This window comes from Hyphomonas oceanitis (assembly GCF_036964545.1).
Lineage (GTDB): Bacteria > Pseudomonadota > Alphaproteobacteria > Caulobacterales > Hyphomonadaceae > Hyphomonas > Hyphomonas oceanitis.
In genome coordinates, this window is the sequence record NZ_JBALTL010000002.1 from 801191 (window position 1) to 824376 (window position 23186).

General features: G+C 60.6%; 20 protein-coding genes and 1 tRNA gene. 10 read left to right on the forward strand and 11 right to left on the reverse strand.

The window, feature by feature from the left end; genetic code table 11:
• The first annotated feature begins 174 nt into the window (after positions 1–174).
• The gene (locus tag V7651_RS08885; RefSeq protein WP_335612954.1) at positions 175–1038 is read left to right on the forward strand and encodes a DUF817 domain-containing protein; all 864 of its coding nucleotides are present in this window, start codon (positions 175–177) and stop codon (positions 1036–1038) included.
• On the opposite strand, the gene V7651_RS08890 is transcribed toward V7651_RS08885, so the two are convergent.
• Positions 1028–1423, reverse strand: coding sequence for a hypothetical protein (locus tag V7651_RS08890; protein ID WP_335612955.1), 396 nt, complete (start codon positions 1421–1423; stop codon positions 1028–1030). The genes V7651_RS08885 and V7651_RS08890 overlap by 11 nt on opposite strands.
• A 92-nt stretch (positions 1424–1515) precedes the next feature.
• Between V7651_RS08890 and V7651_RS08895 the strand changes: the two genes are divergently transcribed.
• Positions 1516–3417 carry an acetyl/propionyl/methylcrotonyl-CoA carboxylase subunit alpha gene (locus tag V7651_RS08895; protein WP_335612956.1) on the forward strand — a complete coding sequence of 634 codons (1902 nt, stop codon included), beginning with the start codon at positions 1516–1518 and terminating at the stop codon, positions 3415–3417.
• A 1-nt stretch (position 3418) separates the two neighbouring features.
• Here V7651_RS08895 and V7651_RS08900 read toward each other — a convergent pair whose 3' ends face one another.
• Positions 3419–3799 (reverse strand): DUF3892 domain-containing protein, encoded by a 381-nt coding sequence (locus V7651_RS08900; RefSeq protein WP_335612957.1) that lies wholly within the window; start codon positions 3797–3799, stop codon positions 3419–3421.
• 492 nt (positions 3800–4291) lie between these two features.
• On the reverse strand, positions 4292–5635 hold the full coding sequence (gene gltX / locus V7651_RS08905) for a glutamate--tRNA ligase (RefSeq protein WP_335612958.1): 1344 nt from the start codon (positions 5633–5635) through the stop codon (positions 4292–4294).
• A gap of 134 nt (positions 5636–5769) precedes the next feature.
• Here gltX and V7651_RS08910 point away from each other — a divergent pair, with 134 nt between their 5' ends.
• Positions 5770–6594: a hypothetical protein gene (locus tag V7651_RS08910; protein WP_335612959.1), complete on the forward strand. Its 825-nt coding sequence runs from the start codon at positions 5770–5772 to the stop codon at positions 6592–6594.
• A 3-nt stretch (positions 6595–6597) separates the two neighbouring features.
• Here the strand turns inward: V7651_RS08910 and V7651_RS08915 are convergent, their stop codons facing one another.
• Positions 6598–8247, reverse strand: coding sequence for an NAD+ synthase (locus V7651_RS08915; RefSeq protein WP_335612960.1), 1650 nt, complete (start codon positions 8245–8247; stop codon positions 6598–6600).
• A gap of 50 nt (positions 8248–8297) precedes the next feature.
• The gene (locus V7651_RS08920) at positions 8298–9173 is read right to left on the reverse strand and encodes an oxidoreductase (protein ID WP_335612961.1); all 876 of its coding nucleotides are present in this window, start codon (positions 9171–9173) and stop codon (positions 8298–8300) included.
• A gap of 82 nt (positions 9174–9255) precedes the next feature.
• Between V7651_RS08920 and V7651_RS08925 the strand changes: the two genes are divergently transcribed.
• The 3 genes from V7651_RS08925 to V7651_RS08935 all read left to right on the forward strand — a co-directional run bounded on the left by V7651_RS08925 (position 9256) and on the right by V7651_RS08935 (position 10803).
• Positions 9256–10170 carry a LysR family transcriptional regulator gene (locus tag V7651_RS08925; protein WP_335612962.1) on the forward strand — a complete coding sequence of 305 codons (915 nt, stop codon included), beginning with the start codon at positions 9256–9258 and terminating at the stop codon, positions 10168–10170.
• 94 nt (positions 10171–10264) lie between these two features.
• On the forward strand, positions 10265–10522 hold the full coding sequence (locus tag V7651_RS08930) for a GlsB/YeaQ/YmgE family stress response membrane protein (protein WP_335612963.1): 258 nt from the start codon (positions 10265–10267) through the stop codon (positions 10520–10522).
• A gap of 26 nt (positions 10523–10548) precedes the next feature.
• Complete coding sequence (locus tag V7651_RS08935; protein WP_335612964.1) at positions 10549–10803, forward strand: hypothetical protein; 255 nt, start codon at positions 10549–10551, stop codon at positions 10801–10803.
• Positions 10804–11004: 201 nt separating this feature from the next.
• Here the strand turns inward: V7651_RS08935 and parE are convergent, their stop codons facing one another.
• Positions 11005–13008 carry a DNA topoisomerase IV subunit B gene (gene parE, locus V7651_RS08940; protein ID WP_335612965.1) on the reverse strand — a complete coding sequence of 668 codons (2004 nt, stop codon included), beginning with the start codon at positions 13006–13008 and terminating at the stop codon, positions 11005–11007.
• 53 nt (positions 13009–13061) lie between these two features.
• On the opposite strand from parE, the gene V7651_RS08945 reads away from it, so the two are divergent.
• The 4 genes from V7651_RS08945 to V7651_RS08960 all read left to right on the forward strand — a co-directional run bounded on the left by V7651_RS08945 (position 13062) and on the right by V7651_RS08960 (position 17878).
• Positions 13062–14360 carry an NADH:flavin oxidoreductase/NADH oxidase family protein gene (locus V7651_RS08945; protein WP_335612966.1) on the forward strand — a complete coding sequence of 433 codons (1299 nt, stop codon included), beginning with the start codon at positions 13062–13064 and terminating at the stop codon, positions 14358–14360.
• Between the two features lie 168 nt (positions 14361–14528).
• Positions 14529–16946: an endopeptidase La gene (lon, locus tag V7651_RS08950; RefSeq protein WP_035534559.1), complete on the forward strand. Its 2418-nt coding sequence runs from the start codon at positions 14529–14531 to the stop codon at positions 16944–16946.
• A 132-nt stretch (positions 16947–17078) separates the two neighbouring features.
• Positions 17079–17717 carry an SDR family oxidoreductase gene (locus V7651_RS08955; RefSeq protein ID WP_335612967.1) on the forward strand — a complete coding sequence of 213 codons (639 nt, stop codon included), beginning with the start codon at positions 17079–17081 and terminating at the stop codon, positions 17715–17717.
• 85 nt (positions 17718–17802) lie between these two features.
• Positions 17803–17878 (forward strand) — tRNA-Val (locus tag V7651_RS08960).
• A gap of 216 nt (positions 17879–18094) precedes the next feature.
• On the opposite strand, the gene V7651_RS08965 is transcribed toward V7651_RS08960, so the two are convergent.
• From V7651_RS08965 to trbG, 5 genes are all read right to left on the reverse strand, one after another.
• Positions 18095–19228, reverse strand: coding sequence for a Fic family protein (locus V7651_RS08965; protein WP_335612968.1), 1134 nt, complete (start codon positions 19226–19228; stop codon positions 18095–18097).
• 129 nt (positions 19229–19357) lie between these two features.
• Entirely contained in the window at positions 19358–20464 is a 1107-nt protein-coding gene (locus V7651_RS08970; RefSeq protein WP_335612969.1) for a tyrosine-type recombinase/integrase, read from the reverse strand.
• Between the two features lie 209 nt (positions 20465–20673).
• Complete coding sequence (locus V7651_RS08975) at positions 20674–20904, reverse strand: DUF2274 domain-containing protein (RefSeq protein WP_335612970.1); 231 nt, start codon at positions 20902–20904, stop codon at positions 20674–20676.
• Between the two features lie 2 nt (positions 20905–20906).
• Positions 20907–22160 (reverse strand): TraB/TrbI/VirB10 family type IV secretion system protein, encoded by a 1254-nt coding sequence (locus V7651_RS08980; protein ID WP_335612971.1) that lies wholly within the window; start codon positions 22158–22160, stop codon positions 20907–20909.
• Positions 22157–23185 carry a P-type conjugative transfer protein TrbG gene (gene trbG / locus V7651_RS08985; RefSeq protein ID WP_335612972.1) on the reverse strand — a complete coding sequence of 343 codons (1029 nt, stop codon included), beginning with the start codon at positions 23183–23185 and terminating at the stop codon, positions 22157–22159. The genes V7651_RS08980 and trbG overlap by 4 nt, the downstream gene beginning before the upstream one ends.
• Between the last annotated feature and the right edge of the window lies 1 nt (position 23186).

Consider the following 23186-nt stretch of genomic DNA (forward strand, 5'->3'; position numbering starts at 1 on the left):
ACGACATGCCGCAGGCGGCAGAAAGCCGGAATTTCACTCCCTTCCGCTGTGCTTCGTGGACCGTTCGCCGACCATTCCCGGACCATTCCCGGACCAGTCCCTGACCCTTCCGTGACCGTTTCCGGCCCTAAAGCTGCCCGTTTCGGGGATAATGGAGAGTACATGAAGCCCATAATGCCTCCGCCTCCCGCCAATGCCCTGCAACGCCGCCTCCATGCGGCCCGTGCGGACCTCCATGCGCGCTGGGTGCGTGGTCCGGTCAGCCAGGCGGCGTTCGAATTCCTCGCCTTTGGCATCAAGCAGGCCTGGGCGTGCCTGTTCGGCGGGGCGATGCTGGGCCTCCTGATGCTGACCTTCCTGTTCTATCCGGATGGGGCGGTGATCTCGCGCTATGACTTCCTTGTGCTTGCCGCCGTTGCCATTCAGGTGACCATGTTGCTGACCGGTCTGGAGACATGGGAAGAGGCGCGGATCATTCTTGTGTTCCACGTCGTCGGCACGATCATGGAGCTGTTCAAGACGCATGCAGGCAGCTGGATCTATCCCGAGGATAGTTATCTCCGCATCGGCGCCGTACCGCTGTTCTCCGGCTTCATGTATGCGGCCGTCGGCTCCTACCTGGCCCGCGTCTGGCGCATCTTTGCTTTCCGGTTCACGCACTTCCCGCCGCTCTGGCTACAGGGGCTGTTGGCCGCAGTGATCTATGTGAACTTCTTCGCGCACCATTGGTTGCCGGACATTCGGCTTGGCCTCTTTGCGGCGACGGTGCTGATCTATGGCCGCTGCTGGGTCCAGTTCCGGCCGGATGTGGCCTACCGCCAGATGCCGCTCGTGGTCGGGTTCCTGCTGGTGGCACTATTCATCTGGTTTGCGGAAAACCTCGGCACGTTCGCCAAAGCCTGGGCCTATCCGGGGCAGGAGAATGGCTGGGAGATGGTCTCGCTCGCGAAGCTCGGCTCTTGGTACCTGCTGATGATCATCAGCTTCGTGCTAGTCGCCACGGTTCACCGGGCAAGGCCCACAAAGCTCACTCGATGATGTCGACGCAGGGCGCGTAGAACTTGCCCGGTTCGAAGAAGAGCGAGACGAGCAGGGCCTTGAGTTCGTCAGGGTTCAGGCCCGCAGCAGCGGCGCCTTCATAGAAGTCATCTTCGCTCATCTCCGGATCGCCCTGATAATAGGCCGACCAGAGGCGCAGGGTGCGCTCGTTGCCTTCGGCCTTGTCGATCCAGTCGGCGACTTCTGATTTTGCGCACTTGCAGAAGGGCTTGGCCCGCGCCTTCGACACGCCCTCAGCGGCAACATCGACGCGGCATTGTTTCTCCCACGCCTTGGCGACGGATGCCTCGTCTTTCGGTGCGGCGGCAGCCGTGCCCATGGTTAACAGCGTGGCGGAGGCAATCAGGGCGGTCAGTCGGCGCATGGCGTTCTCATCCTTGATGGCCTGCCAGCTTAGGCACGCGCTTCCGGCCCCGCAACTTGTCTTTTGCGGCGAAATCGGGTCTTGCTGCGGCCATGATCAAAAGCCTCCTCATTGCCAATCGCGGCGAGATCGCCTGCCGTATCATGGCCACCTGCCGCGACATGGGAATCCGTACGGTCGCCGTCTATTCCGACGCCGACGCCCGCGCCAAACACGTCCGCGAAGCCGACGAAGCTGTGCACATCGGCGCGGCGCCCGCGAGCGAAAGCTATCTCAACGCCGACCGCATCCTTGCTGCTGCCAAGGCCACGGGCGCCGACGCGATCCACCCCGGTTACGGCTTCCTGTCGGAGAACGCGGAGTTCGCTGAAGACGTTCGCGAGGCCGGTCTCATCTGGGTCGGCCCGCCGCCATCCGCCATCCGCGCGATGGGCCTTAAGGACGAGGCCAAGCGCATTGCCGAGGAGGCCGGCGTGCCCGTGCTGCCCGGCTATCGCGGCGAGGCGCAGGACCTGAGGACGCTGACCAGTGCGGCCAAGGAGATTGGCTATCCGATCCTGATCAAGGCCATTGCGGGCGGCGGGGGCAGGGGCATCCGCCTCGTCACCAGGGCCGCCGACCTGAAAGACGAGCTTGAAAGCGCTGTGCGCGAGGCGACAAGCGCCTTTGGCGACGGGCGCGTGATGCTGGAGAAACTGGTCGAACAGCCCCGCCATATCGAAGTGCAGGTCTTCGGCGACAGCCATGGCAATACGGTCCACCTGTTCGAGCGCGATTGCTCGCTGCAACGCCGCCGCCAGAAAGTGCTGGAAGAGGCACCTGCGCCCGGCATGCCGGATGATGTGCGGGCTGCGATGACGGACGCCGCCGTGAAACTGGCCGCAGCCGTTAAATATGAGGGCGCTGGAACGGTGGAATTCATCGTCGATGGCAGCCGCCCGCTCAGCCTCGACAGTTTCTGGTTCCTGGAGATGAACACGCGGTTGCAGGTGGAGCATCCGGTGACGGAAATGGTCACGGGTACCGATCTGGTCGAATGGCAGCTGCATGTCGCTTCCGGCGGCGAGCTGCCGCTTTCGCAGGATGAGATCACGCTGAATGGCCACGCCATCGAGGCGCGTATCTGCGCTGAAGACCCGTCTGAAGGCTTCCGCCCCGGCGCGGGGCTGATCCTTGAATTCGGCCTGCTGGAAGAGGTGGATGGCGAAACCGTCCGCTGGGATGCCGGCTTTGAAAGCGGCGACCGTGTGCCGTCCAGCTATGATTCCATGATCGCCAAACTGATCGTCTGGGGCGAGGACCGCGATGAAGCTGCTGAGCGCCTGATCGACGCGCTGGCCCATACCCAGCTTGTCGGCGTGCCCTCGAATGCCGGGTTCCTGCGCCGCTGCGCCATGTCGGACGCCTTCCTTGAGGCGACGCACCATGTGAACTGGATTGCGGAGCAGGGCGAGGCGCTGACCGACGCGCCGGGGGCGCACCAGCATGCCGCCGTCATGGCCGTCTGCGATATCCACCTTGATGCGCCGGGCGCAGCCAAGCCCTGGGACATCAAGGATGGCTGGCGGATGAACGCGGCGCCCCTGCACCGGGCTTCCGTGGCCGTTGGCGGGGATGCCGACTGGATCGACCCCGATGATTATGAGGTCGATGCAGACCTGCCGCTTCCGCTCGTGACAGACCTTTCGCCCCGCCGCTTTGCCGTCACGACGGCGGGCGACAGCGTGCTGGTCGAGGTGCCGGACTATGACGCCGATGTCGAAGCCCTGCTCGGTGGCGATGCCGTGAAGGCGCCGATGCCCGGCAAGATCATCGCGATGAACGTGAAGGCCGGGGACACGGTCACCCAAGGCCAGACGCTCGCTGTGATGGAGGCCATGAAGATGGAGCACAGCCTGGCTGCGCCGCGCGATGGCGTGGTTGAGGCGGTGTCAGGCGCTGTTGGCGAGCAGGTCGCCGAGGGTGTGGTGCTGGTTCAGCTGGTGGAAGAGTAATCTAGCCAAGGATAGTGGGGAGCCTTGCGCTCGGAGCCAATGCGTTCGTAGGCTGCTTCAGTACAGTTCCGAACCCCGGCGCAAGCGATGCTGAACGCGTAAGTTTCGCAATATTGTTTCCTGAGCATATTCTGCCCAGATTGTTGGCGACCCATGCGTCTGGGCTGGTTCTCAGGAAATAATTACCTGTCAGCGACTTCTGGACGTTCACTTTAGCGATTGTGATCCCGGGCATCTTTGCCCAAAACTCAATACCTGCAAGCGCAAGTTCAACTGCCTTATCCATCCGTAGGCGGAAGCCATCGCCATACACGATATCGATTACTCTATCCGAATCGCTACCATCTGGCACGCATCCGGTGATTACCAATTTTGCCATCATATAATCTCCAAAAGTAACATTGGAGGGCAGATTGTGTGGTGACTGAATTTGCCACGGCACCAGCCCTCTTGGGCATAATTCAAATCTACGCTGACCACGGGTTGCCGCAGCTAAATGTAATAATATGCACAATTTGAAGTGAATGAATAGAGAGTATGTTCGATTTTTGTTCTTGTGAACAATAAGGGAACATATTCAAGGTCTTGTGGCTTTAAGGCGATTGGCTTCATGCGGCCAGATATACCAGTGGAAGCGCAGAATATCTAAAGCGCTCATCCTGAGCGAAGTCGAAGGACGGGCGCGGGGAGAGCTGGATTCGCCCGGCTCGTCCTTCGACTTCGCTCAGGATGAGCCTTTGGTTCGCGCTTAGATCGCTTTGCGATGGGCCCCTCCTCTCCCAAAGGGAGAGGGGTTAAGTGGCTCTTCCGGTCAAACCCCTCTCCCTTTGGGAGAGGAGGGGCCCGCTGCCGAAGGCAGTGGGAGGTGAGGGATCTAAGCCGCCTTTAGCCGTGCCAGTGCCCGCTCGCGTCCGATCAATGGCATCAGGCTCGCCATGTCGGGTCCATGTTCCTGTCCGGTCAGGGCCTTGCGGAGGGTCATGAACAGGCCCTTGCCCTTGCGGCCCGTCGCGGCCTTCACGGCGTTGGTCCATTCGCTCCATGTCTCGGCGGTCAGCTCGCCTTCGGGCAGCAGGTCAGCCGCTTGCAGAACGAAGTCCTTGTCCTCGGCATCGACCAGAGGTGCGGTGTCGCCGAATACGACATCAACCCAGGCTGACACATCGGGCAGCAGCGAGCAGTTCTGGCGCACAACGGTCCAGAAGGCTTCGTCTGCGGCGCGCGGGTCCACCGCCGCCAAGCGCTCTTTCACATCCTCAAAGGGAAGGCCGTGCAGGATGGACGCGTTCAGTGACAGGAGGTCTGCCTCGTCGAAGCGCGCCGGGGCGCGGCCGATCTTGCTGAAGTCGAATTCGCCGGCCAGTTCATCAAGGCTGGTGCGTGCCTCGACATTGTCGGACGTGCCGATCTTGGCCAGCAGGCTGGTAATCGCCATCGGCTCATAGCCCTGCGCGCGCAGCTCGCCCATGGAGAGCGAACCAAGGCGTTTGGAGAGGCCTTGGCCATCGGCGCCGATCAGCAGCGGGGTGTGGGCCATTTGCGGCGCCGTTCCGCCGAGTGCGAGGAAGATTTCGATCTGCGCGCCGGAATTGGTCACATGGTCTTCGCCGCGCACGACATGCGTGATTTTCGCGTCGATATCATCGACGACCGAAGGCATCGTGTAGAGGTAGGAGCCGTCCTCACGGATCAGCACGGGGTCGGAGAGGCTCGACGTGTCGATGCTTTGCGGGCCGCGCACGAGGTCGTCCCAGTCAACGCGGTTGCCGGAGAGCTTGAAACGCCAGTGCGGCTTCACGCCATCGGCTTCGAGCTTGGCTTTCTCGTCGTCGCTCAGGTCGAGCGAAGCCCGGTCATAGACGGGCGGGCGGCCGCGCGAGAGGGCGATCTTGCGCTTGCGCTCCAGTTCGTCGGCGGTTTCGTAGCAGGCATAGAGGAGGCCCATCTCCTTGAGGCGCGCGGCGGCCTTGTCATATTCGGCAAAGCGGTCGGACTGGCTGAACGTGTCGGCCCAGACCAGGCCGAGCCAGGTCAGGTCTTCGCGCAGGCCGTCTTCATAGGCCTTGGTGGACCGTTCAAGATCTGTGTCGTCGATACGCAGGATGAATTTACCGCCCTTCGCGTGCGCAAACAGCCAGTTGATCAGGGCTGTGCGAACGTTGCCAACGTGCAGGCGCCCGGTGGGCGAAGGGGCAAAGCGGACAATCGGGTGGGTCATGGGCGTTGTTTTCCAGTCATTCCAAGCCGCTTTCGACATCAAATTGCCTAAAAAGCCAAGGCATGGAGGTCACAATCTTGCTATTGTTTATGCTAAACATCGACTCTCGAGCGAGTCGCCCGAAGGAGTCGGATATGAAATATGGCTGGATACTTACCGCCGCCATCCTGCTGGCTGCCTGTGGACAGCCCAAGGACGTGCCGCAGGAAAGCGACATCGTGGCTGTCGAGGACCATGAAATGGCCGAGCCGGGCTCGCTGAGCGAAACGCCTCAGGCGAGCGACTATGTGGCGCCGGACTTTGCCAAGCTGTCGGGCTATGGCGAGGGCTGGTATATTTCGCCCGGTTGGCCGGGGGAATATCCGGCGGGCTTTGTCGTGCTTGATGAAGGCATCAGCGTCATGGGCCGGGCCAAGCCCAACCCCGCTTCGCCACAGGACAAGGCCTGCACGCTGCCGCAGCTCGCCAATTACCAGCTCTGGAACAATCCGCGCGTCTCGTCCGACGAGCTGGAATTCTTCGTCGCCACGAAAACCTTCCCCGTCACGCTCAATCAGGATGCCCAGATCGAGTATATCAGCGATGCGGGCAGCATGCAGACGCTGGACCTGAAGCAAGGCGAGCAGCTGAACTATCTGCGCTATCTCGGCGAGGGCTTTGCCATCCTCTCCTATGCCGGCACGGAGTATGACATCAACGAAGCCGAGCTGATGGACATCACCGATATCCAGTCCACCAAGGGCCAGGAAGATGAATGGCTGCGCGTGACCTGTAGCGATGGCAGCAAGGCCTGGCTGCTTTATGACGAGGTTGTCACCGTGCCCGGCATCGTGCCGTCACCGATCACCGGTTATGGCGACGCGTCCGACATCACGCTGGAACAGGTGGAAGGCATCCGCGCTGAAGCGGAGCAGAATGCCGCGCTGGCGGAAAGCCTCGGCGAAGCGCCGATCGAATAAGCCTCAGTCGTCCCTGAACCTGTTCGTGATCGGGTAGCGCCGGTCGCGGCCGAAATTCTTGCCGCCGACTTTCACGCCCGGTGGGGCCTGGCGGCGCTTGTACTCGGCAATGTAAAGCAGGTGCTCAATGCGGCGCACGGTGGCCACGTCATGGCCGCGCGCGAGGATGTCATCGATATCCTCTTCAAGGTCCACAAGGCCGCGCAGGATATCGTCCAGCACGTCATAGGGCGGCAGGCTGTCATCGTCGCGCTGGTCTTCGCGCAGTTCGGCCGAGGGCGGCTTGGTAATGATACGCACAGGGATCACTTCGCCGCCGGGACCCAGCGCGCCGCGCGGGATGGCCGTATTGCGCCACTTGGCCAGTTCGAACACTTCGGTCTTGTAGAAATCCTTCAGCGCATTGTAGCCGCCGCACATGTCGCCATAGAGCGTGGCATAGCCGACGGCCATTTCGCTTTTGTTGCCGGTTGTCACCACCATGTGGCCGAACTTGTTCGACAGGGCCATCAGCGTCACAGCGCGCAGGCGCGACTGGATGTTCTCTTCGGTCGTGTTTGGTTGTGTCCCGGCGAACTGGTCGGCCAGCATCTCGTCCAGCGCGTTCACGCCCGGGCGGATGTTGATGATGTCATACTTGCAGCCGAGCATTTCGGCGCACGCCTTGGCATCCTCAAGGCTGTCGCTGCTCGTATACTTTGACGGCATCATCACACACCAGACGCGCTCGGCCCCCAGCGCGTCTACTGCCATTGCCGCCGTCAGCGCCGAGTCGATCCCGCCGCTCATGCCAAGCACGACACCGGGGAACTTGTTCTTGTTCACATAGTCGCCGAGCGCCAGAACAGCCGCGCGGTATTCCGCTTCCCAGCCCTCGGTCAGCGTCGCCCGTGCCTGGCTCTGGAAACTGCCGCTCTCGCCGTCGAACGAGACCATGGCGGTGCCTGTCTCGAAATCGCCGAGCAACTGGTGCTCGGTGCCGTCATCATCGACGGCGTAGCTGGAGCCGTCGAAGACAAGCTCGTCCTGTCCCCCGACCTGGTTGACGAAGAGATAGGGCAGGCCGGTCTTGCGCCATGCCGAGAACGTGGTGTGCCGCTCGGCATGGACCGTCCGGCGCCAGGGCGATCCGTTCGGCACGATCAGCATTTCGGCGCCTGCGCCTTTCAGCGACAGCGGCACCCGCTCGAACCAGATGTCCTCGCAGATCGCGACGCCCACTTTCACGCCCTTCAGCGTGAACACGAAGGGCGCGCCGTCGCCGGGCGCAAAGATGCGCTTCTCGTCGAACACGCCATAGTTTGGCAGCTCACGCTTGTCGCAGCGCCCGGCTACAATGCCGTCCTTCAGCAGGACGGATGAATTGTGCACTTTCCCGTCCACATCCCATGGACAGCCGATCAGGATGGCTGGCCCGCCGCCGGTTTCGCTGGCGAGCATCTTCACGGCGGCCATGGACAGGTCCACAGCGCTCGGCTTCAGCACGAGATCTTCCGCCGGATAGCCGAGGATGAACAGCTCGCTCAGCACCAGAAGGTCTGCGTCCCGCTCCCTTGCCTCGGCATAGGCCTCTCGTGCCAGCGCCAGGTTGCCATTGATGTCGCCAACCACGGGGTTCAGCTGCGCGGCGAGAATATCCAGTACTTTGCTCATTCTGAGCATTTAGGCGGGCCGCGAAGGATAAGCAATCGACGGCAGGTCAATTATGCGCTGGCTAGCCCGTCCAGCTTGAGCTTTGCGTCCTGCGTCAGTTCGAGCGCCGCAGCAGCGACATTCTCGTGCAGGTGCCCGATCGATCCCGTGCCGGGGATCAGCAGCATGTTCGGGCTGCGCTGCAGCAGCCATGCGAGTGCCACCTGCTGCGGCGTCGCGCCAAGGTCCGCCGCCACGTCATTCAGGCCCTCAGACTGGATCGGCGAGAATCCGCCCAGCGGGAAATATGGCACATAGGCAATGCCTTCATCGGCGAGCGCGTCGATCATGGCGTCATCCTCGCGGTGTACGAGATTGTACATGTTCTGGACACACACGACCGGGGCAATGTCCTGCCCTGCGCGCAGCTGGTCCATCGTCACCGTGCTCATGCCGATGTGGGCAATCAGGCCCTCTTCCTGCAGATTGCGCATGGCGATCATGGCCTCACGCACGTCCTCGTCCGGTCCGGCAATGCGCAGGTTTACGACGTCCATACGGTCCCGTTTCAGATTCTCGAGGTTTTCCTCGACCGAGCGTTTCAGGAAGTCCGGCGTGATGTTGTGCAGCCAGCCGCCCTTGTCGTCCCGGTAGGCGCCGACCTTTGTCACCAGCGTCAGGTCTGCCGGATAGGGATGCAGCGCCTCGCGGATCAGCCGGTTGGTGACATAAGGCCCGTAGAAGTCGCTCGTGTCGATATGGTCGATGCCGAGCGCAATGGCCTCACGCAACACATCGCGCGCCACGGCTTCGTCCTTTGGCGGGCCGAACACGCCGGGCCCGGCAAGCTGCATGGCGCCGTAGCCCATCCGGTTGACGCTGATGTCGGTGCCCGGAAACGTGAAGCGGCCAGCTGCTGCTGCGGGGCCTGTATCTGTCTGTGTCATCGCGATGTCTCCTTTTCGTCGACTGAGATAGCGTCGCGCGGCAAGATTGATAATCCGGCCAATCCCGAATAGACTGATCGGAATGTCGAACAATTCCGCCGCCTCTCTCGACGAGCTTTCGGTCTTCCTGGCCATTGTGCGTGCAGGCGGTTTCCGTGATGCCGCGCGCCAGCTTGGCGTGTCGCCATCCACCGTCAGCGAAACGCTCTCGCGCCTTGAGGCCAGCATGGGTGTGCGCCTGCTGAGCCGCACCACGCGCTCGGTGACGCCCACAGAGGCCGGGCGCGATCTGGCTGCTCGCCTCGAACCCATCCTCGCGGAGGCGCGCGCCGCCGTCGACGCGGCCATGAGTTCCGGCAATGCCGTGCGCGGCATGCTGCGGCTTAACGTGCCGGGCGCCGTGATGGTCGACATCCTGCCGCCCCTGGTCGAGGCATTCCTGCGCCGCCATCCGGACGTCAGTGTAGAGATCATGGTCGATGATCGCTTCGTCGATACGGTTGCCGCCGGGTGCGATGCGGGCATCCGCTATGGCGAACGCCTTGCGCAGGACATGATCGCCGTGCCGATCGGTCCGGCCATGCAGCAGGCCGCCACCGCCGCCTCGCCGGCCTATCTCGATGCCCATGGACGCCCGGAGCACCCGCGCGACGTGCTGCAGCACGAATGTGTCCGTCTGCGCTTCTCCAGCGGCGCCATGATCCCGTGGGAGTTTGCCCGCGATGGCGAGGAACTCGTGGTCGAGCCGGAGGGCCGGCTGATCGTCGGTACCTCTGGCGGAAGCGCGGCGATCAAAAGCGCGATCAATGGCTTCGGTCTGATCCAGGGCTTCCGCAATTTGCTCGAGCCGCATTTCGCAACCGGAGCGCTTGAGCCCGTCTTGCAGGACTGGTGGCCTGAGTTCGAAGGGCCGCAGCTCTATTTCTACAATCGGCGTTTCATGCCGGCGCCGTTGCGCGCCTTTGTGGATTTCGTGACCGAGGCCCGGCGCGGATAGCTCGCGGACCAATCGAACTAATCATTTTGTAACCCCGGAACGAAAAGCCTTTGCGCGGATTGATTTAGCAATCCAGCCAAAAAGGACCCTCGCAATGGGCTTCATCATGACACTCTTCATCGGCCTCATTGCCGGTGTCATCGCCAAGTTTCTCCACCCCGGCAAGAACGAGCCGAAAGGCTTCCTGCTCACGATGCTGCTCGGCGTTGTCGGCGCATTCGTCTTCACCTTCCTCGGCCAGACGCTTGGTTTCTATGGCGAAGGCGACGGGGCTGGCCTGATCGGTGCCACGCTCGGCGCAGTCATCGTTCTCGTTGTCTGGAACTTCTTCTCACGTCGCACTCACGCGTAACCCTGAAATCGGAAAGGAATATCTCAATGTCCAGCAAATCATATCCGTCCACAATCGCGCTGCTCGGCCTCGCCGCCGTTGCCGGCTATGCCAACCGCAAGAAGCTCGGCCGCTTGTTCTCAACCATGAAGGACGAGGCCGACCGCCATAACCTTACCGGCGAAAACTCTGTTCTCGGACGTCTGTCTGATTCCGTTCGCGATAGCATCCGCAGCGATGACACGTCTGCCCGCAAGACCTCCACAGGCCAGGTGCCTCCCGCCCCGACTGGCGCCGCCTGAGGATCGGGCGCTGCGACCGGCCCCCCGTGCCACCCCTCGCGGACATGGCCGGTCGCAGCGCTTTCTCACCCCTCTCCATACATACCTTCAGATAAATCTATGCGCAGTCCCGGCTAACGCCGGGGCTTCAGGCAATTGGAGACAGGAAAAAGCCGCATGCGACCCCGGCGTTCGCCAGGGGGCGGGCGTTAAGCAGCCCGCTTAAATATCCAGCTCGTCTACGAAGGCGGCATTGTCCTGGATGAATTTGAACCGGGTTTCAGCCTTCTTGCCCATCAGCGTGTTGATGAGTTCGGATGGCTTCATTTCCGTCAGTTCGTCCATCGAGTCCGGCAGCGTGACGCGGGCCAGTGTGCGGGTGGACGGGTTCATCGTGGTTTCTTTGAGCTGCGACGGGTTCATTTCGCCGAGACCCTTGAAGCGCACCATGTCGACTTTCTGGTTCGGCTTGAAATGCTTGGCCATCACTTCAGTCCGCTGTTCTTCATTCATCGCATAGGCAATCGTGCCCTTGTTCGACAGGCGGAACAGCGGCGGCTGCGCCATGAACAGGCGTCCGCTCTCGATCAGGCCCGGCGTCAGGCGATAGAAGAATGTGATCAACAGCGCCGCAATGTGCGCGCCGTCGACGTCAGCATCGGTCATGATGATGATGCGCTCATAGCGCAGCTCATCCAGGTCGAACTTGCGACCGAGCTGGGTGCCGAGCGCGAGGGCGAGGTCGTTGAGTTCCTGGTTGCCCGCCAGCTTGTCGGCCGAAGCACTCTCCACGTTCAGGATCTTGCCGCGCAGGGGAAGGATGGCCTGCGTTTTCCGGTCGCGCGCCTGCTTGGCGCTGCCGCCAGCGGAGTCGCCTTCGACGAGGAACAGTTCAGTGCCTTCCGGGCCCTTCTCGGCGCAGTCAGCCAGCTTGCCGGGCAGGCGGAGCTTCTTGGTGACAGACTTGCGGCTGATCTCTTTTTGCTTGCGCCGGTTGGCGCGCTCCTCGGCCCGGTCGATGGCCCAGGTGAGCAGCTTGTCAGCCTCTTTCGGGCTGCCGGCGAGCCAGTGGTCGAACCGGTCGCGGACCGCGTTTTCAACCAAGCGGAAGGCCGCCGTGGTCGACAGCTTGTCCTTGGTCTGGCCGACGAATTCAGGGTTGCGGATGAAGACCGACAGCAACAGGCCCGAATGGCCCATGATGTCTTCAGCCGTGATGTCTGAGCCCTTCTTCTGGCCCGTCAGTTCGGCAAAGTTACGCAGGCCCTTGGTGATGGCCGAGCGGAAGCCGGCTTCGTGCGTGCCGCCTTCCGGTGTCGGGATCGTGTTACAGTAGGAGCGGGCAAAGCCGTCTGCTTCGCCGAAGCCAGCGCGTGTCCAGGCGATGGCCCATTCGACCTTGCCTTCCTTGCCGGCGTCGACGAGGCCGGTGAACGAACTCTCGGTAATCGTCGCCTTATCGGCAAAGACTTCGTCCAGCTGGTCAGCGAGGCCGTTCGGATAGGAGAGGACCGCTTCGGCCGGGATCTTGGAATCTTCCGGCAGCAGGCTCGGGTCACAGCTCCAGCGCACTTCGACGCCGCGATAGAGATAGGCTTTCGACCGCGCCATCTGGAACAGGCGGGCAGGGCGGAAGCGCAGCTTCTCGCCGAAGATCTGGGTGTCGGGACGGAATTTCACCGACGTGCCTCGGCGGTTTGGCGTGGCGCCGACCTTTTCCAGTTTTCCCTGTGGCAGGCCGCGGGAGAAGGTCTGGCGGTAGAGAATCTTGTCGCGCGCGACTTCCACTTCGACCAGTTCGGACAGCGCGTTCACCACCGAAATACCCACGCCGTGGAGACCGCCAGCGGTCTCATAGGCCTTGTCGGAGAACTTGCCGCCCGCGTGGAGCGTGGTCATGATGACTTCCAGCGCCGATTTCTTGGGGAATTTCGGGTGCGGGTCGACCGGGATGCCGCGTCCATTGTCGACGACCGTCAGGAAGCCCTCGGCATCGAGGTGGATTTCGATGCGGTTCGCGTGGCCGGCAACGGCCTCATCCATCGAGTTATCGAGCACTTCGGCGAAGAGGTGATGATAGGCGCGCTCATCCGTGCCGCCAATATACATGCCGGGCCGTTTGCGGACCGGTTCAAGGCCCTCAAGAACTTCAATATCTTTGGCCGAATAGCCGGAAGAATCTGGTACCATAGTGTCGAACAGCTTTGCTTGATTGGCGGCGGCCATAATTGGTCTCCCTTAAAGGGCGTGCGACTCAGTGTCGATATTGGGAGAACATAATGCCTGTCACGATTAATGCCCCGTTAACCCTGTCGAGTGGGCTGACCTTCCCGAACCGTCTTGTGAAGGCTGCCATGACAGAGGGACTCGCGGATTCGCGCAACCGGCCAACTGAGGAACATGTCACCCTCTATCGCCGCTGGGCCGAGGGCGGGGCAGGCGGCCTGCTGACCGGAAACGTGCAGATTGACCGCCACCATCTTGAGCGCGTCGGCAATGTCGTGATCGACGCAAAGTCGGGCGATGATGAGCTGGATGGCCTGTCGCGCTGGGCTGAAGCGGCCAAGTCGCATGGCGCGGCGTTCATCATGCAGGTCAGCCATGCCGGGCGGCAGACGCCCAAACTGGTCAATCCGCGCCCTGCCGCTCCGAGCCCTGTGGCATTGGGCCTGCCCGGTGGGCAGTTCGGAGAGCCGCGCGCGATGACGGCCGATGAGATAAAGGCGGTGGTTGAGGGCTTTGGGCGGGCAGCGCGCGTCGGCAGGAAGGCCGGGTTTGATGGCATTCAGGTCCATGCCGCCCATGGCTACCTGCTCAGTTCCTTCCTTTCACCCCTCGCCAACCGGCGCGAGGATGACTGGGGTGGGCCGCTGGAAAATCGCGCGCGCCTGCTGGTTGATAGTGTGCGGGAGGCCAAAGTGCAGGGCGGGCCGGGCTTTTCGGTGTCGGTGAAGCTCAATTCGGCCGATTTCCAGAAAGGCGGCTTCAGCCATGCGGACTGTCTTGCCGTGATTGATATTCTCAACGGACTTGGCGTTGATTTCGTGGAGATTTCCGGCGGCAATTACGAGCAGCCGGCGATGATGGATATGGAGGGGCTTGAGCCCTCTTTCGAGGATTCCCGCCGCAGCTCGACCCGTGAGCGTGAGGCCTATTTCCTCTCCTATGCCAAATCCGTGCAGGAGCGCGCCACGATGCCCCTGATGGTAACGGGTGGGTTTCGTACGCGATCTGCAATGGATGCTGCGCTTGAAGGGCATGAAGCCGATCTTGTCGGTCTCGGACGCCCGCTCTGTGTTGATCCGGCGACCCCGGCAAAGCTCTTGTCCGGTGAAGCCGATGCCACCAAATGGGAGGCAGAGCTACGCATCGGGCCGGGCATATTCGGGCCGAATTCGCCCATAAAACTGATCAAGGCGCTCAACGGATTTGGCGCTCAGGGCTGGTATTATGAACAGATAAGGCTGCTCGGTGACGGCAAGCCCACAAACCCCAGGCTAGGCGTGTTGAAAGCGTTCATGGCTCATCAAAAGAAAGAGACGGAAAGTGCAAAGGAATGGCGGGCCGCGATGCCTTGATTTCAGGCTGTTTTTCAATTCCCCAGATTCTTGCGCATTCTTCGGCTTGAAGCACCGGCCCTTGCGATCCACATCTTAGCTATCCGCCCGACTCTCGTCATGATTGACGGGCAGGGTGCACAGAGGGGTCGCCGCCAAGCGGGGCCCATATTCCAAGGAGGCATTCACATGCCAAGACAAAAGAACCTTCCGGTGTTGCCGCTTCGGGACATCGTTGTGTTTCCGGACATGGTCGCACCGCTTTTCGTGGGCCGTGACAAGTCCGTTCGTGCCCTCGAAATGATCGATGAGGGTGATAATGAAATCATGCTGGTGGCCCAGCGCGACGCCTCGGTCGACGATCCTGGCGCTGATGACGTGCATCCGATCGGCACGATTGCCACCATCCTCCAGCTTCTGAAATTGCCTGATGGCACCGTTAAGGTGCTCGTCGAGGGCCAGACACGTGCGCGCCTCAATGCGCTGCATGATCGGGGCGACTATTTCGAAGCTGAAGTTGAAACCATTCCTGAAGCCGAGACAGACGGCGGCGATGTGCAGGCGCTGATGCGCGCCGTGCAGGAGCAGTTCGAGAATTACGTCAAACTGAACCGCAAGATCCCGCCGGAATCCGTCACCACGATCAGCCAGCTTACCGAGCCGGGCAAACTCGCTGACGCCGTTGCCTCGCAACTGTCGGTGAAGATTTCCGACAAGCAGGAACTGCTCGAACTGTCAGACATCAAGGACCGCCTCGAGAAGGTGTTCGCCCTGATGGAAGGCGAAATGGGCATGCTGCAAATGGAGCGGAAGATCAAAAACCGCGTCAAGCGGCAGATGGAGAAGACCCAGCGCGAGTATTATCTCAATGAACAGATGAAGGCGATCCAGCGCGAGCTGGGCGAACAGGGCGGCGACGGCGGCGAACGCGACGAAGTGGCCGAACTCGAGCAGAAAATCGCCGACACGCCGTTCACCGAGGAGGCCCGCGCCAAGGCCGAAGCCGAAGTCAAGAAACTGCGCCAGATGTCTCCGATGTCTGCGGAATCCACCGTCGTGCGCAATTATCTCGACTGGCTGCTGTCGCTGCCATGGGGCAAGCGCAAGGATATCCAGACGGACCTTGCGAAGGCCGAGAAGCAGCTCGATGACGACCATTACGGTCTCGAGAAGGTCAAGGAGCGGATCCTCGAATACCTTGCCGTGCAGAAGCGCACCGGCAAGCTGAAAGGCCCGATCCTCTGCCTCGTCGGCCCTCCCGGCGTCGGCAAGACCTCGCTTGGCAAGTCCATCGCCGAAGCCACGGGCCGCGACTTTGTACGCGTGTCGCTGGGCGGCGTACGTGACGAGTCCGAGATCCGCGGTCACCGCCGCACGTATATCGGCTCCATGCCGGGCCGGATCGTGCAGTCGCTGAAAAAGGCGAAGACGGGCAACCCGCTCTTCCTGCTGGATGAGATCGACAAGATGGGCATGGACCATCGCGGCGATCCTGCCTCGGCCCTGCTCGAAGTGCTCGATCCGGAACAGAACGCCACGTTCAACGACCACTATCTTGAAGTCGACTATGACCTGTCGGACGTGATGTTCGTCACCACGGCGAACTCGCTCAACATGCCCCAGCCCCTGCTGGACCGCATGGAGATCATCCGGATCGCCGGTTATACCGAGGACGAAAAGGTCGAGATCACCAAGCGCCACCTGATCCCTCAGGTGCGTGAAGACCATGGCCTGAAAGCCGACGAATGGATTGTCACGGACGAAGCCGTTCGCGACCTTGCGCGGTACTATACCCGTGAGGCCGGTGTGCGGTCGCTCAAGCGTGAGATCGCGCGGCTTGCCCGCAAGGTCGTGCGCAAGCTGGCAACGGATGAGTCGCTCACTTCGTTGACGATCAATGCCCAGAACCTGGCCGAATATGCCGGCGTGAAGAAATTCCGTTATGGCCTTGCCGATGAGACCGATCAGATCGGTGCCGTTACCGGCCTTGCCTGGACGGAATCCGGCGGTGACCTTCTCACCATCGAGGCGGTCAAGATGCCGGGTCGTGGCAACATGAAGGTCACGGGTAACCTGCGCGACGTCATGAAGGAATCGATCCAGGCGGCCAGCTCGCTGGTCCGGTCCCGCTCGGTTGTCCTTGGTATCAAGCCGACCGTGTTCAGCACGAACGACATCCACGTGCACGTGCCCGATGGCGCGACACCGAAGGATGGTCCAAGTGCCGGCGCGGCCATGACAACGGCCATCGTCTCGCTGCTCACCGGCATTCCGGTGAACCGTGAGGTCGCGATGACGGGCGAGATTTCGCTGCGTGGCCGCGTGTTGCCGATTGGCGGCCTGAAGGAGAAACTCCTGGCGGCGCTGCGCGGCGGCATCAAGACGGTGCTGATCCCGGAAGAGAACGAGAAGGATCTCGAGGAGATCCCGGACAATGTGAAGACCGGCCTTCGGATCATTCCGGTGTCGGACATCAACGAAGTTCTGGAACTCGCGCTGAGCGAGCCCCTGAGCCCGATTGTCTGGTCGGAAGCGGACGAGGCTGCCTTGCAGGCAAGCCTCTCCGGCCAACCGGCCTCGAGTTCGGATACGGTTCGTCCCCACTAAGGACTGACACATAAAGATAAAGCGGCCGCGTTTCTGATGCGGCCGCTTTTTTTGTGCCTGCGTGCGAAGCGGAACGTTGGCTGCCTGCACCCATTGGTCTGTCAGAACATGAAACTGACAGGAGATATGGATATGAGAATTCTTGTAGCTGGCGCGACAGGCAATACAGGCGCACGCCTTGTGCAAAAACTGACCGACGCAGGCCACGTGCCCGTCGCCATGGCGCGGGAGAGTTCCGATACGAGCGTACTGCCAGCGGGCTGTGAACTTCGCATGGCCGACCTGACCGACCTGAAGGAGGACGTCGTGCGCGATGTGGATGCGGTGGTCTTCGCGGCCGGCTCGGGCGGCGATACCGGCAAGGACATGACAGACAAGGTGGACCGCGATGGGGCGATTGCGCTGATCGACGCGGCAGCCAAGGCCAAAATTGGCCGCTTCGTCATGCTCAGCTCGGTCGGCGCAGACGACCCCTCGCAAGGCTCGGACGGCATTCGTCATTATCTGGAGGCCAAGCACGCGGCAGACGCGCATTTGCAAAAATCCGATCTGCCCTATGTCATCGTCCGCCCGATCAGCCTCAGCAATGAGGACGGCAAAGGCTTTGTCACGCTCGCCGACCACGTCGACCGCGATGGTCAGGTAACGCGCGATGATGTAGCCGCCGTGCTGTCAGCCTCAGTCTGGCAGGCCGGCATTGAAGGCAAAGTATTCGAGATGAAGGAAGGCGACACGTCCGTTGTCGAGGCCATTGCCGAGCTGGCCGCCTAGTCTCCCAAATGAAGAGAGCGCGTGTTTTTCACACGCGCTCTCTTGCTTTTTCTCTCAGAAATCCGCAAAAGCCCGCGATGGAATAGGGCGGTTAGCTCAGTTGGTAGAGCATCTCGTTTACACCGAGAGGGTCAGCGGTTCGAGCCCGTTACCGCCCACCATAAAAACAAGGCACTAGCCTGTGGAAAAAAGAACATCCGAGAACAGTTTACAGTGCAGTTTACAGGTTCTGTTCTTGTTCCGTCCTAAAAATGCGGCGCTCATCCGCCCAGAACGGTCGCGTCAAACGTGTGTGCGCGCTAGATTTTTTGTGCATGTCTTGGGTGTCCAGCCGAACAGATCGGTGAAGACTTTTTCGGTGAGGCGTTCCCGGCTTATCAGTTGCTGGATTGCTTCGCTTCTTGCCGTCCACCACCGTCGGACACACGCATGAACAGTGCGAGAAGCGGTTCGTTGATATAGTAATTGTTCCGGCCGGCCTGATGCTTGGTCACGAAACCCGCTTCGGCAAGCTGGTCGAGATACTTGGTGGCGGTCGGTCGGCTGACATGCAGATCGTGCATCACATAATCGATGCGCGTGTAAGGGTGGCGGAAGAGGTTGTTCAACAGGTCCTGACTGTAGATCTTGCCGAGCTCCGCTCGCATCCGCTTCTTGTAGTCCGCCATCTGGGCGTGCAGACCTTCGATCAGCTGTAGGGTCGTCTGGGATGTCTCTGCCACCGCTTCCAGAATGTAGAGTACCCAGTCTTCCCAGGCGCCGTCATCTCGCACGGCCTGCAGCAATCGATAATAGTCGTTTTTCGTACCTGTGATGTGACGGCTGAGATAGAGAATGGGAATGTCGAGCAGGTCCGTGCGCGTCAGATAAAGTACATTGAGGATACGCCCAATGCGGCCATTGCCATCCGGAAACGGGTGGATGCTCTCAAATTGATGGTGAATGATCGCCATTTTGATGAGCGGGTCCAGATCGCAGGCGTCATCATCATTGATGAAGACTTCGAGCCCAGCCATAAGGGCTTCAATCTCACGCGGGCCCTGAGGCGGCACATAGACGGTTTCGCCCGTGCGATCGTTCTTCAGCTCTGTTCCGGCCTGCGTTCTGAAGCCATCGTCTCGCCCCTTCAACAAACGAAACATGTCGATGATGATGCGGTTGGTGATCAATCCCTGTGTCTTGCGTAGCTGGTCAAATCCAAGTCTCAGGGCATCACGATAGAGCGCGACCTCTTTTGCTGCTGCTGAGCCAGGTCCTTCCGGAAACAAGTCTGCCTGGAACAGTTCGTCTTGAGTGGTGACGATGTTTTCAATTTCAGAACTTGCCTTGGCCTCCTGCAAGGCCAGCGTGTCGATCAAGATACCCTGGTTGGGGATGGCTTTGGCTGCGCCCTTCAATTCCGCCAGTGCCCTGTTGGCGCGTGCAAGTGCCTTCAGCACCGGTACCGTCTCTATCTCGACCGGTGGCGGAAGGTCTGGCAATTTGTACGAGGAATCTGGTAACTTCGACATGATGTGTCAAAGAAACGCAATTTTCTTTACATGTCCAGCTAACGTGTAAAGAAAATCACCAAATTGGTGCAAATCAACACCAAGCGATCTCTTACCTATGCAGGCGGAATTCTCTACGAGACTTGGCTACTAGATCGAAGTCGTCATCGCTTCAATGACAGCTGCATCTGACACGTAAATCCGCTTCATTTTCGCAAGTGTGCCGGGCGTCCAGCCGAACAAATCGGTCAGAACCTGATCTGATATCAGAGTCGGGTAAAGGTGCTGAAGGATAATCATATTCGTCGCGCATGTCTTGCGCATGTCGTGGATGGTTGGACCGTGGTTTTCAGGGCCAAGTCCCATACGGCTGCGATGGCGATCAAAGCTCGTGCCGAACCCTTCTGCCGTCCAAGGCTTGCCCTTACTGGAGAAAAGAATCGTGAGGGGTGCCGTCGCGAGTTTGGCGCGCGCCGCATCGATTTCATCAAGCAGCGACCGGAGCGGAGGCGTGATGGGGATAAGTGCAGTGTTGCGGCCACGGCTCTTGCCCGTGGGAATGATCAGATGCTGTTTCGTGATCGCCGAAAGGGGCAAGCGGGTAAGGTCTTCACGGCGAAGTCCAGTGTGAAGGGCCAGTTTGAAGGCCCATGCCAAATGCACCGACGCGGTTTTGAGAAATTTGGCTTGCTCCTCTGGAGACCAAATACGGGCTTCTGTTGGCCGTTCATAAAGCGGCTCGATTCCATGCGCTCGGTTCCAATCGAGCCGCCCATCCTTTTTGCACCAGGTCAGGAAGGCCGACAGAGCAAGGACAGCCTCATCAGCAGCGCTCGGAGAGTGACCCCAAACACGATCGCGGTGGGACGTGATAAACTTGATAATGCGTCTGCTATCGAAAACCGAAAGCGGTGCGTTCGCAGCTGGCTGGCCCGCCTTCAGGGGCATTTCCAGCCACTTGTCGAGATATTTGATCCTTGCCGTTTGCCCCTTCGGCTTCATCTTTCTGAATGCGGGAGATTTCTTCCGATAGAGCATGACTCCCATGGCGACAGAATCTGCGACGGGCGCTCTCTCATCTTCCATTACCTCTGAATAGGCTTGAATGAATTCCGGAGGTAGTCGCTTGCCACGGCCGTCCAGCCTCGCTCCTTCACTCGTCCAGAACTTTGGGCCACCGCGAAACGCGTAATAATAGTAGCGGATCTGACCCGTCGCGAGCTTCTTCGCAATTACATGCAGTCCCTTGATGGACATGGTCAGCTCCCTAGCCATTTCGCCTCCGAATCAGTTTCGAGCCTGAGAGAGGCCTTGTCCAGAAGTGTAATTTCGCCGTCAGGCATGAGCCGGACGCCGCATACGTCAAATCCTGTATCTTTCGCTGCAGCGATCAGCGTTTTGAGGCGGCGCTTGATTTCACAGGTTTTTAGATGCGGAGGTATTTGCGTTCGGGCCATTGCTCGACATCACCGGCGGACTTGAGTTTTCACGGCCTTACGAAAGCCCGGATCGCTCAAAAGGAAAGCTTCAAGCATCAGAGGAACCAGCACGGCGACCGATGCCTCTGCCCCGTAGGTTGCAGCATGGATCCGCGCATAATCCTCAAGATCCGCCGCCAGCGGCGGATCGATGAGCGCGGTCAGTTTCTGCGGTGTCCGGTCGGGCAACGCCCCGATCTTCAAACTGATGTCACTCATGGTCAGTCTTCTCCTTCATAGGGCTTCAGAACGATGTCCTTGTTGACGAGTACGCCAAGGCTCCAGCCCGGCCGGATCGTGATCGAGGGCTGGACGTCGAGGTTACGTCGCACGATTTCCTGGCCGGCCTCGTTGGCGCCAATCTGCGCCGAGCGACGGAGAGCGCGCGCAATATCGCCCTCATCATCGCTGGCAAGTTCAGACCCGACACCGAGCAGTGTCGACAGCGCAACGCCCTGCAGCAGTTTCCAGGAATGATAGTCGACCTTGTCTTCAAGACCGGCATATCCGCGGGCATCGACGCCGGCGAGGTTATCGATCCGGATCGAAGTGCCGTCCGGCATGACGATCCGGCTCCAGACAAGGAGCGCCCGTGACTGACCGAACGCGATGACACTGTCATAGCGACCGATTAGCCGCGCCCCTTGCGGCACGAGCACGATCTCTCCCGTGACGGTGTCATAAACCGGGCTTGTCACCTGCGCGATGACTTGCCCCGGGAGATCCGAGTTTACCCCCGTCAGCAGCGTTGCCGGGATGATCGTCCCCGCCATCAGCTGGTACGGAGAGACCGGCGTCTCCAATCGGTGAGGATTGTAGATCGAGGGATCAGGATCGGCACCGAGAAAGTCGAGCTTGCGAACTTGTCGGTTTGGGTCTTCACTTAAGGATGACCCAAACGCGCTACCATTAGAAGGCGCAAATGCCGATAGGTCCGGAAAACTGATCGAAGCCGCTGATGGACTCGCAACGCTTCCTCCCACGCTTTGCGACCCGGAACTCGATCCAACCTGGAAAAACACACCGCTCCCACGTGCCGCATCAGAGAGAGCTACTTCACGTGCTCGCAGCTCTGCCTCGACCGCCGCCAGATGCTCACGCATTGGATCCACCTCGGGCGCATCTTCCGTCGGCAGTCCCATCCGTCCTTCACGCTGCGCCTTCAGGATCGGCGTTCCGAGGTCGCCTGGAAGTGGTGGCCCGAGGATGTCGTCTTCCGGCGCAATCTCGCCATAAGATTTCGGAAGCGCAGCGAGCCCATCCGCTGTCGGATTATGCTCGGTATTGTAAAGCTCCCGGGCCGGACCGTTAGCGCCGTCCTTCGGGCTTTGCAGCGCAAAGGCGAGCGAACCGAGAACAATCGCACTACCTGTTCCAAGCAGGACCATGAGCGCGCGTTTGGAAAACCGTTTGACAGGCCTAGGTGCGCCGCGGATTTCGAGTGGCGGGGTTGAAGGGGACGCAGTCTCTGTCATGGCTTCGCGCTGCCAAGATCATTGCGGGCGATCTTCACGACATCCTGGCGCTTTTCCCCAAGACGCAGCTCGGCGCGGGCGAACAGGCGGTCGACGACATAATAGTTGCCGGACATGCGGTAGTTGACGAGCTGGGACTTACCGTCCCTCCCAATCACGAAGAGCGCTGGCGCCTCGCCCTGGTCGAGCCTGGCCGGGAACTGGATATAGACCTTGCGTCCGTCATCGAAGACGCGATCCGGACGCCAGTGCGGCGCATCTCCGTCGATATCGTAGCGGAACTTGAGCCGGTCGAGCTGCAGCCCCGCGGGCGAAGACGATGTTGTGCCACGCGCCGCGCCGGACCTCGCCACCCGCGTCACCAATTCCTGGTCGGCATAGCGCCAGGACACGGCTGCCATATAGGTCTCTTCGAACGCGCGGAGCTCCAAATGGTAGGCTCTCAAACTCGTCGTGATGATGAGGTTTGTCTTGAGGCCAGCCTGGGTCGGCTTGATCAGGATATGGGCCTGCGACTCTGTGCCTGTGCCCGAAACTGTGTCCCCGAGCACCCAGCGGACCGTATCGCCGGCAGAGACAGAAACAAGTTCTTCGCCGGGCTGGAGGACGATGTCGGTGACCTGCTCCGGCGCGCAATAGACCTGGTAGAGCGCGCCCACAGTATAAGGATAGACTTGGATCGCGTTCATGTAATTGTCGAGCGAGGGTTCGACCGCCGCCTTGCCGTTTGCTGTTTCTATGGCCTGGTAGGGTTTCAGGGATGGCGCATCTGTCTCCGTCGGCATGGGTTTCAACTGGCCGGGCATCGCGCCTGTGACGCTTGTCGGCGTATAGGTGCGGTAAACGACCGGCGTCGAAGAAAGGCCCACGTCTGCGATATCGGCCTCTTCCACGTCGGGGGCGAGATAGAGGTCTTCGACATAGTCCGGTTCATCGAGCGTGATGTCGGGGCCGACAGCAGCCGGAAAGCTCTCGCAGGCCGCAAGGGCGGTCGAGGCAAGGAGGATCAGGGCAAGGCGTTTCATT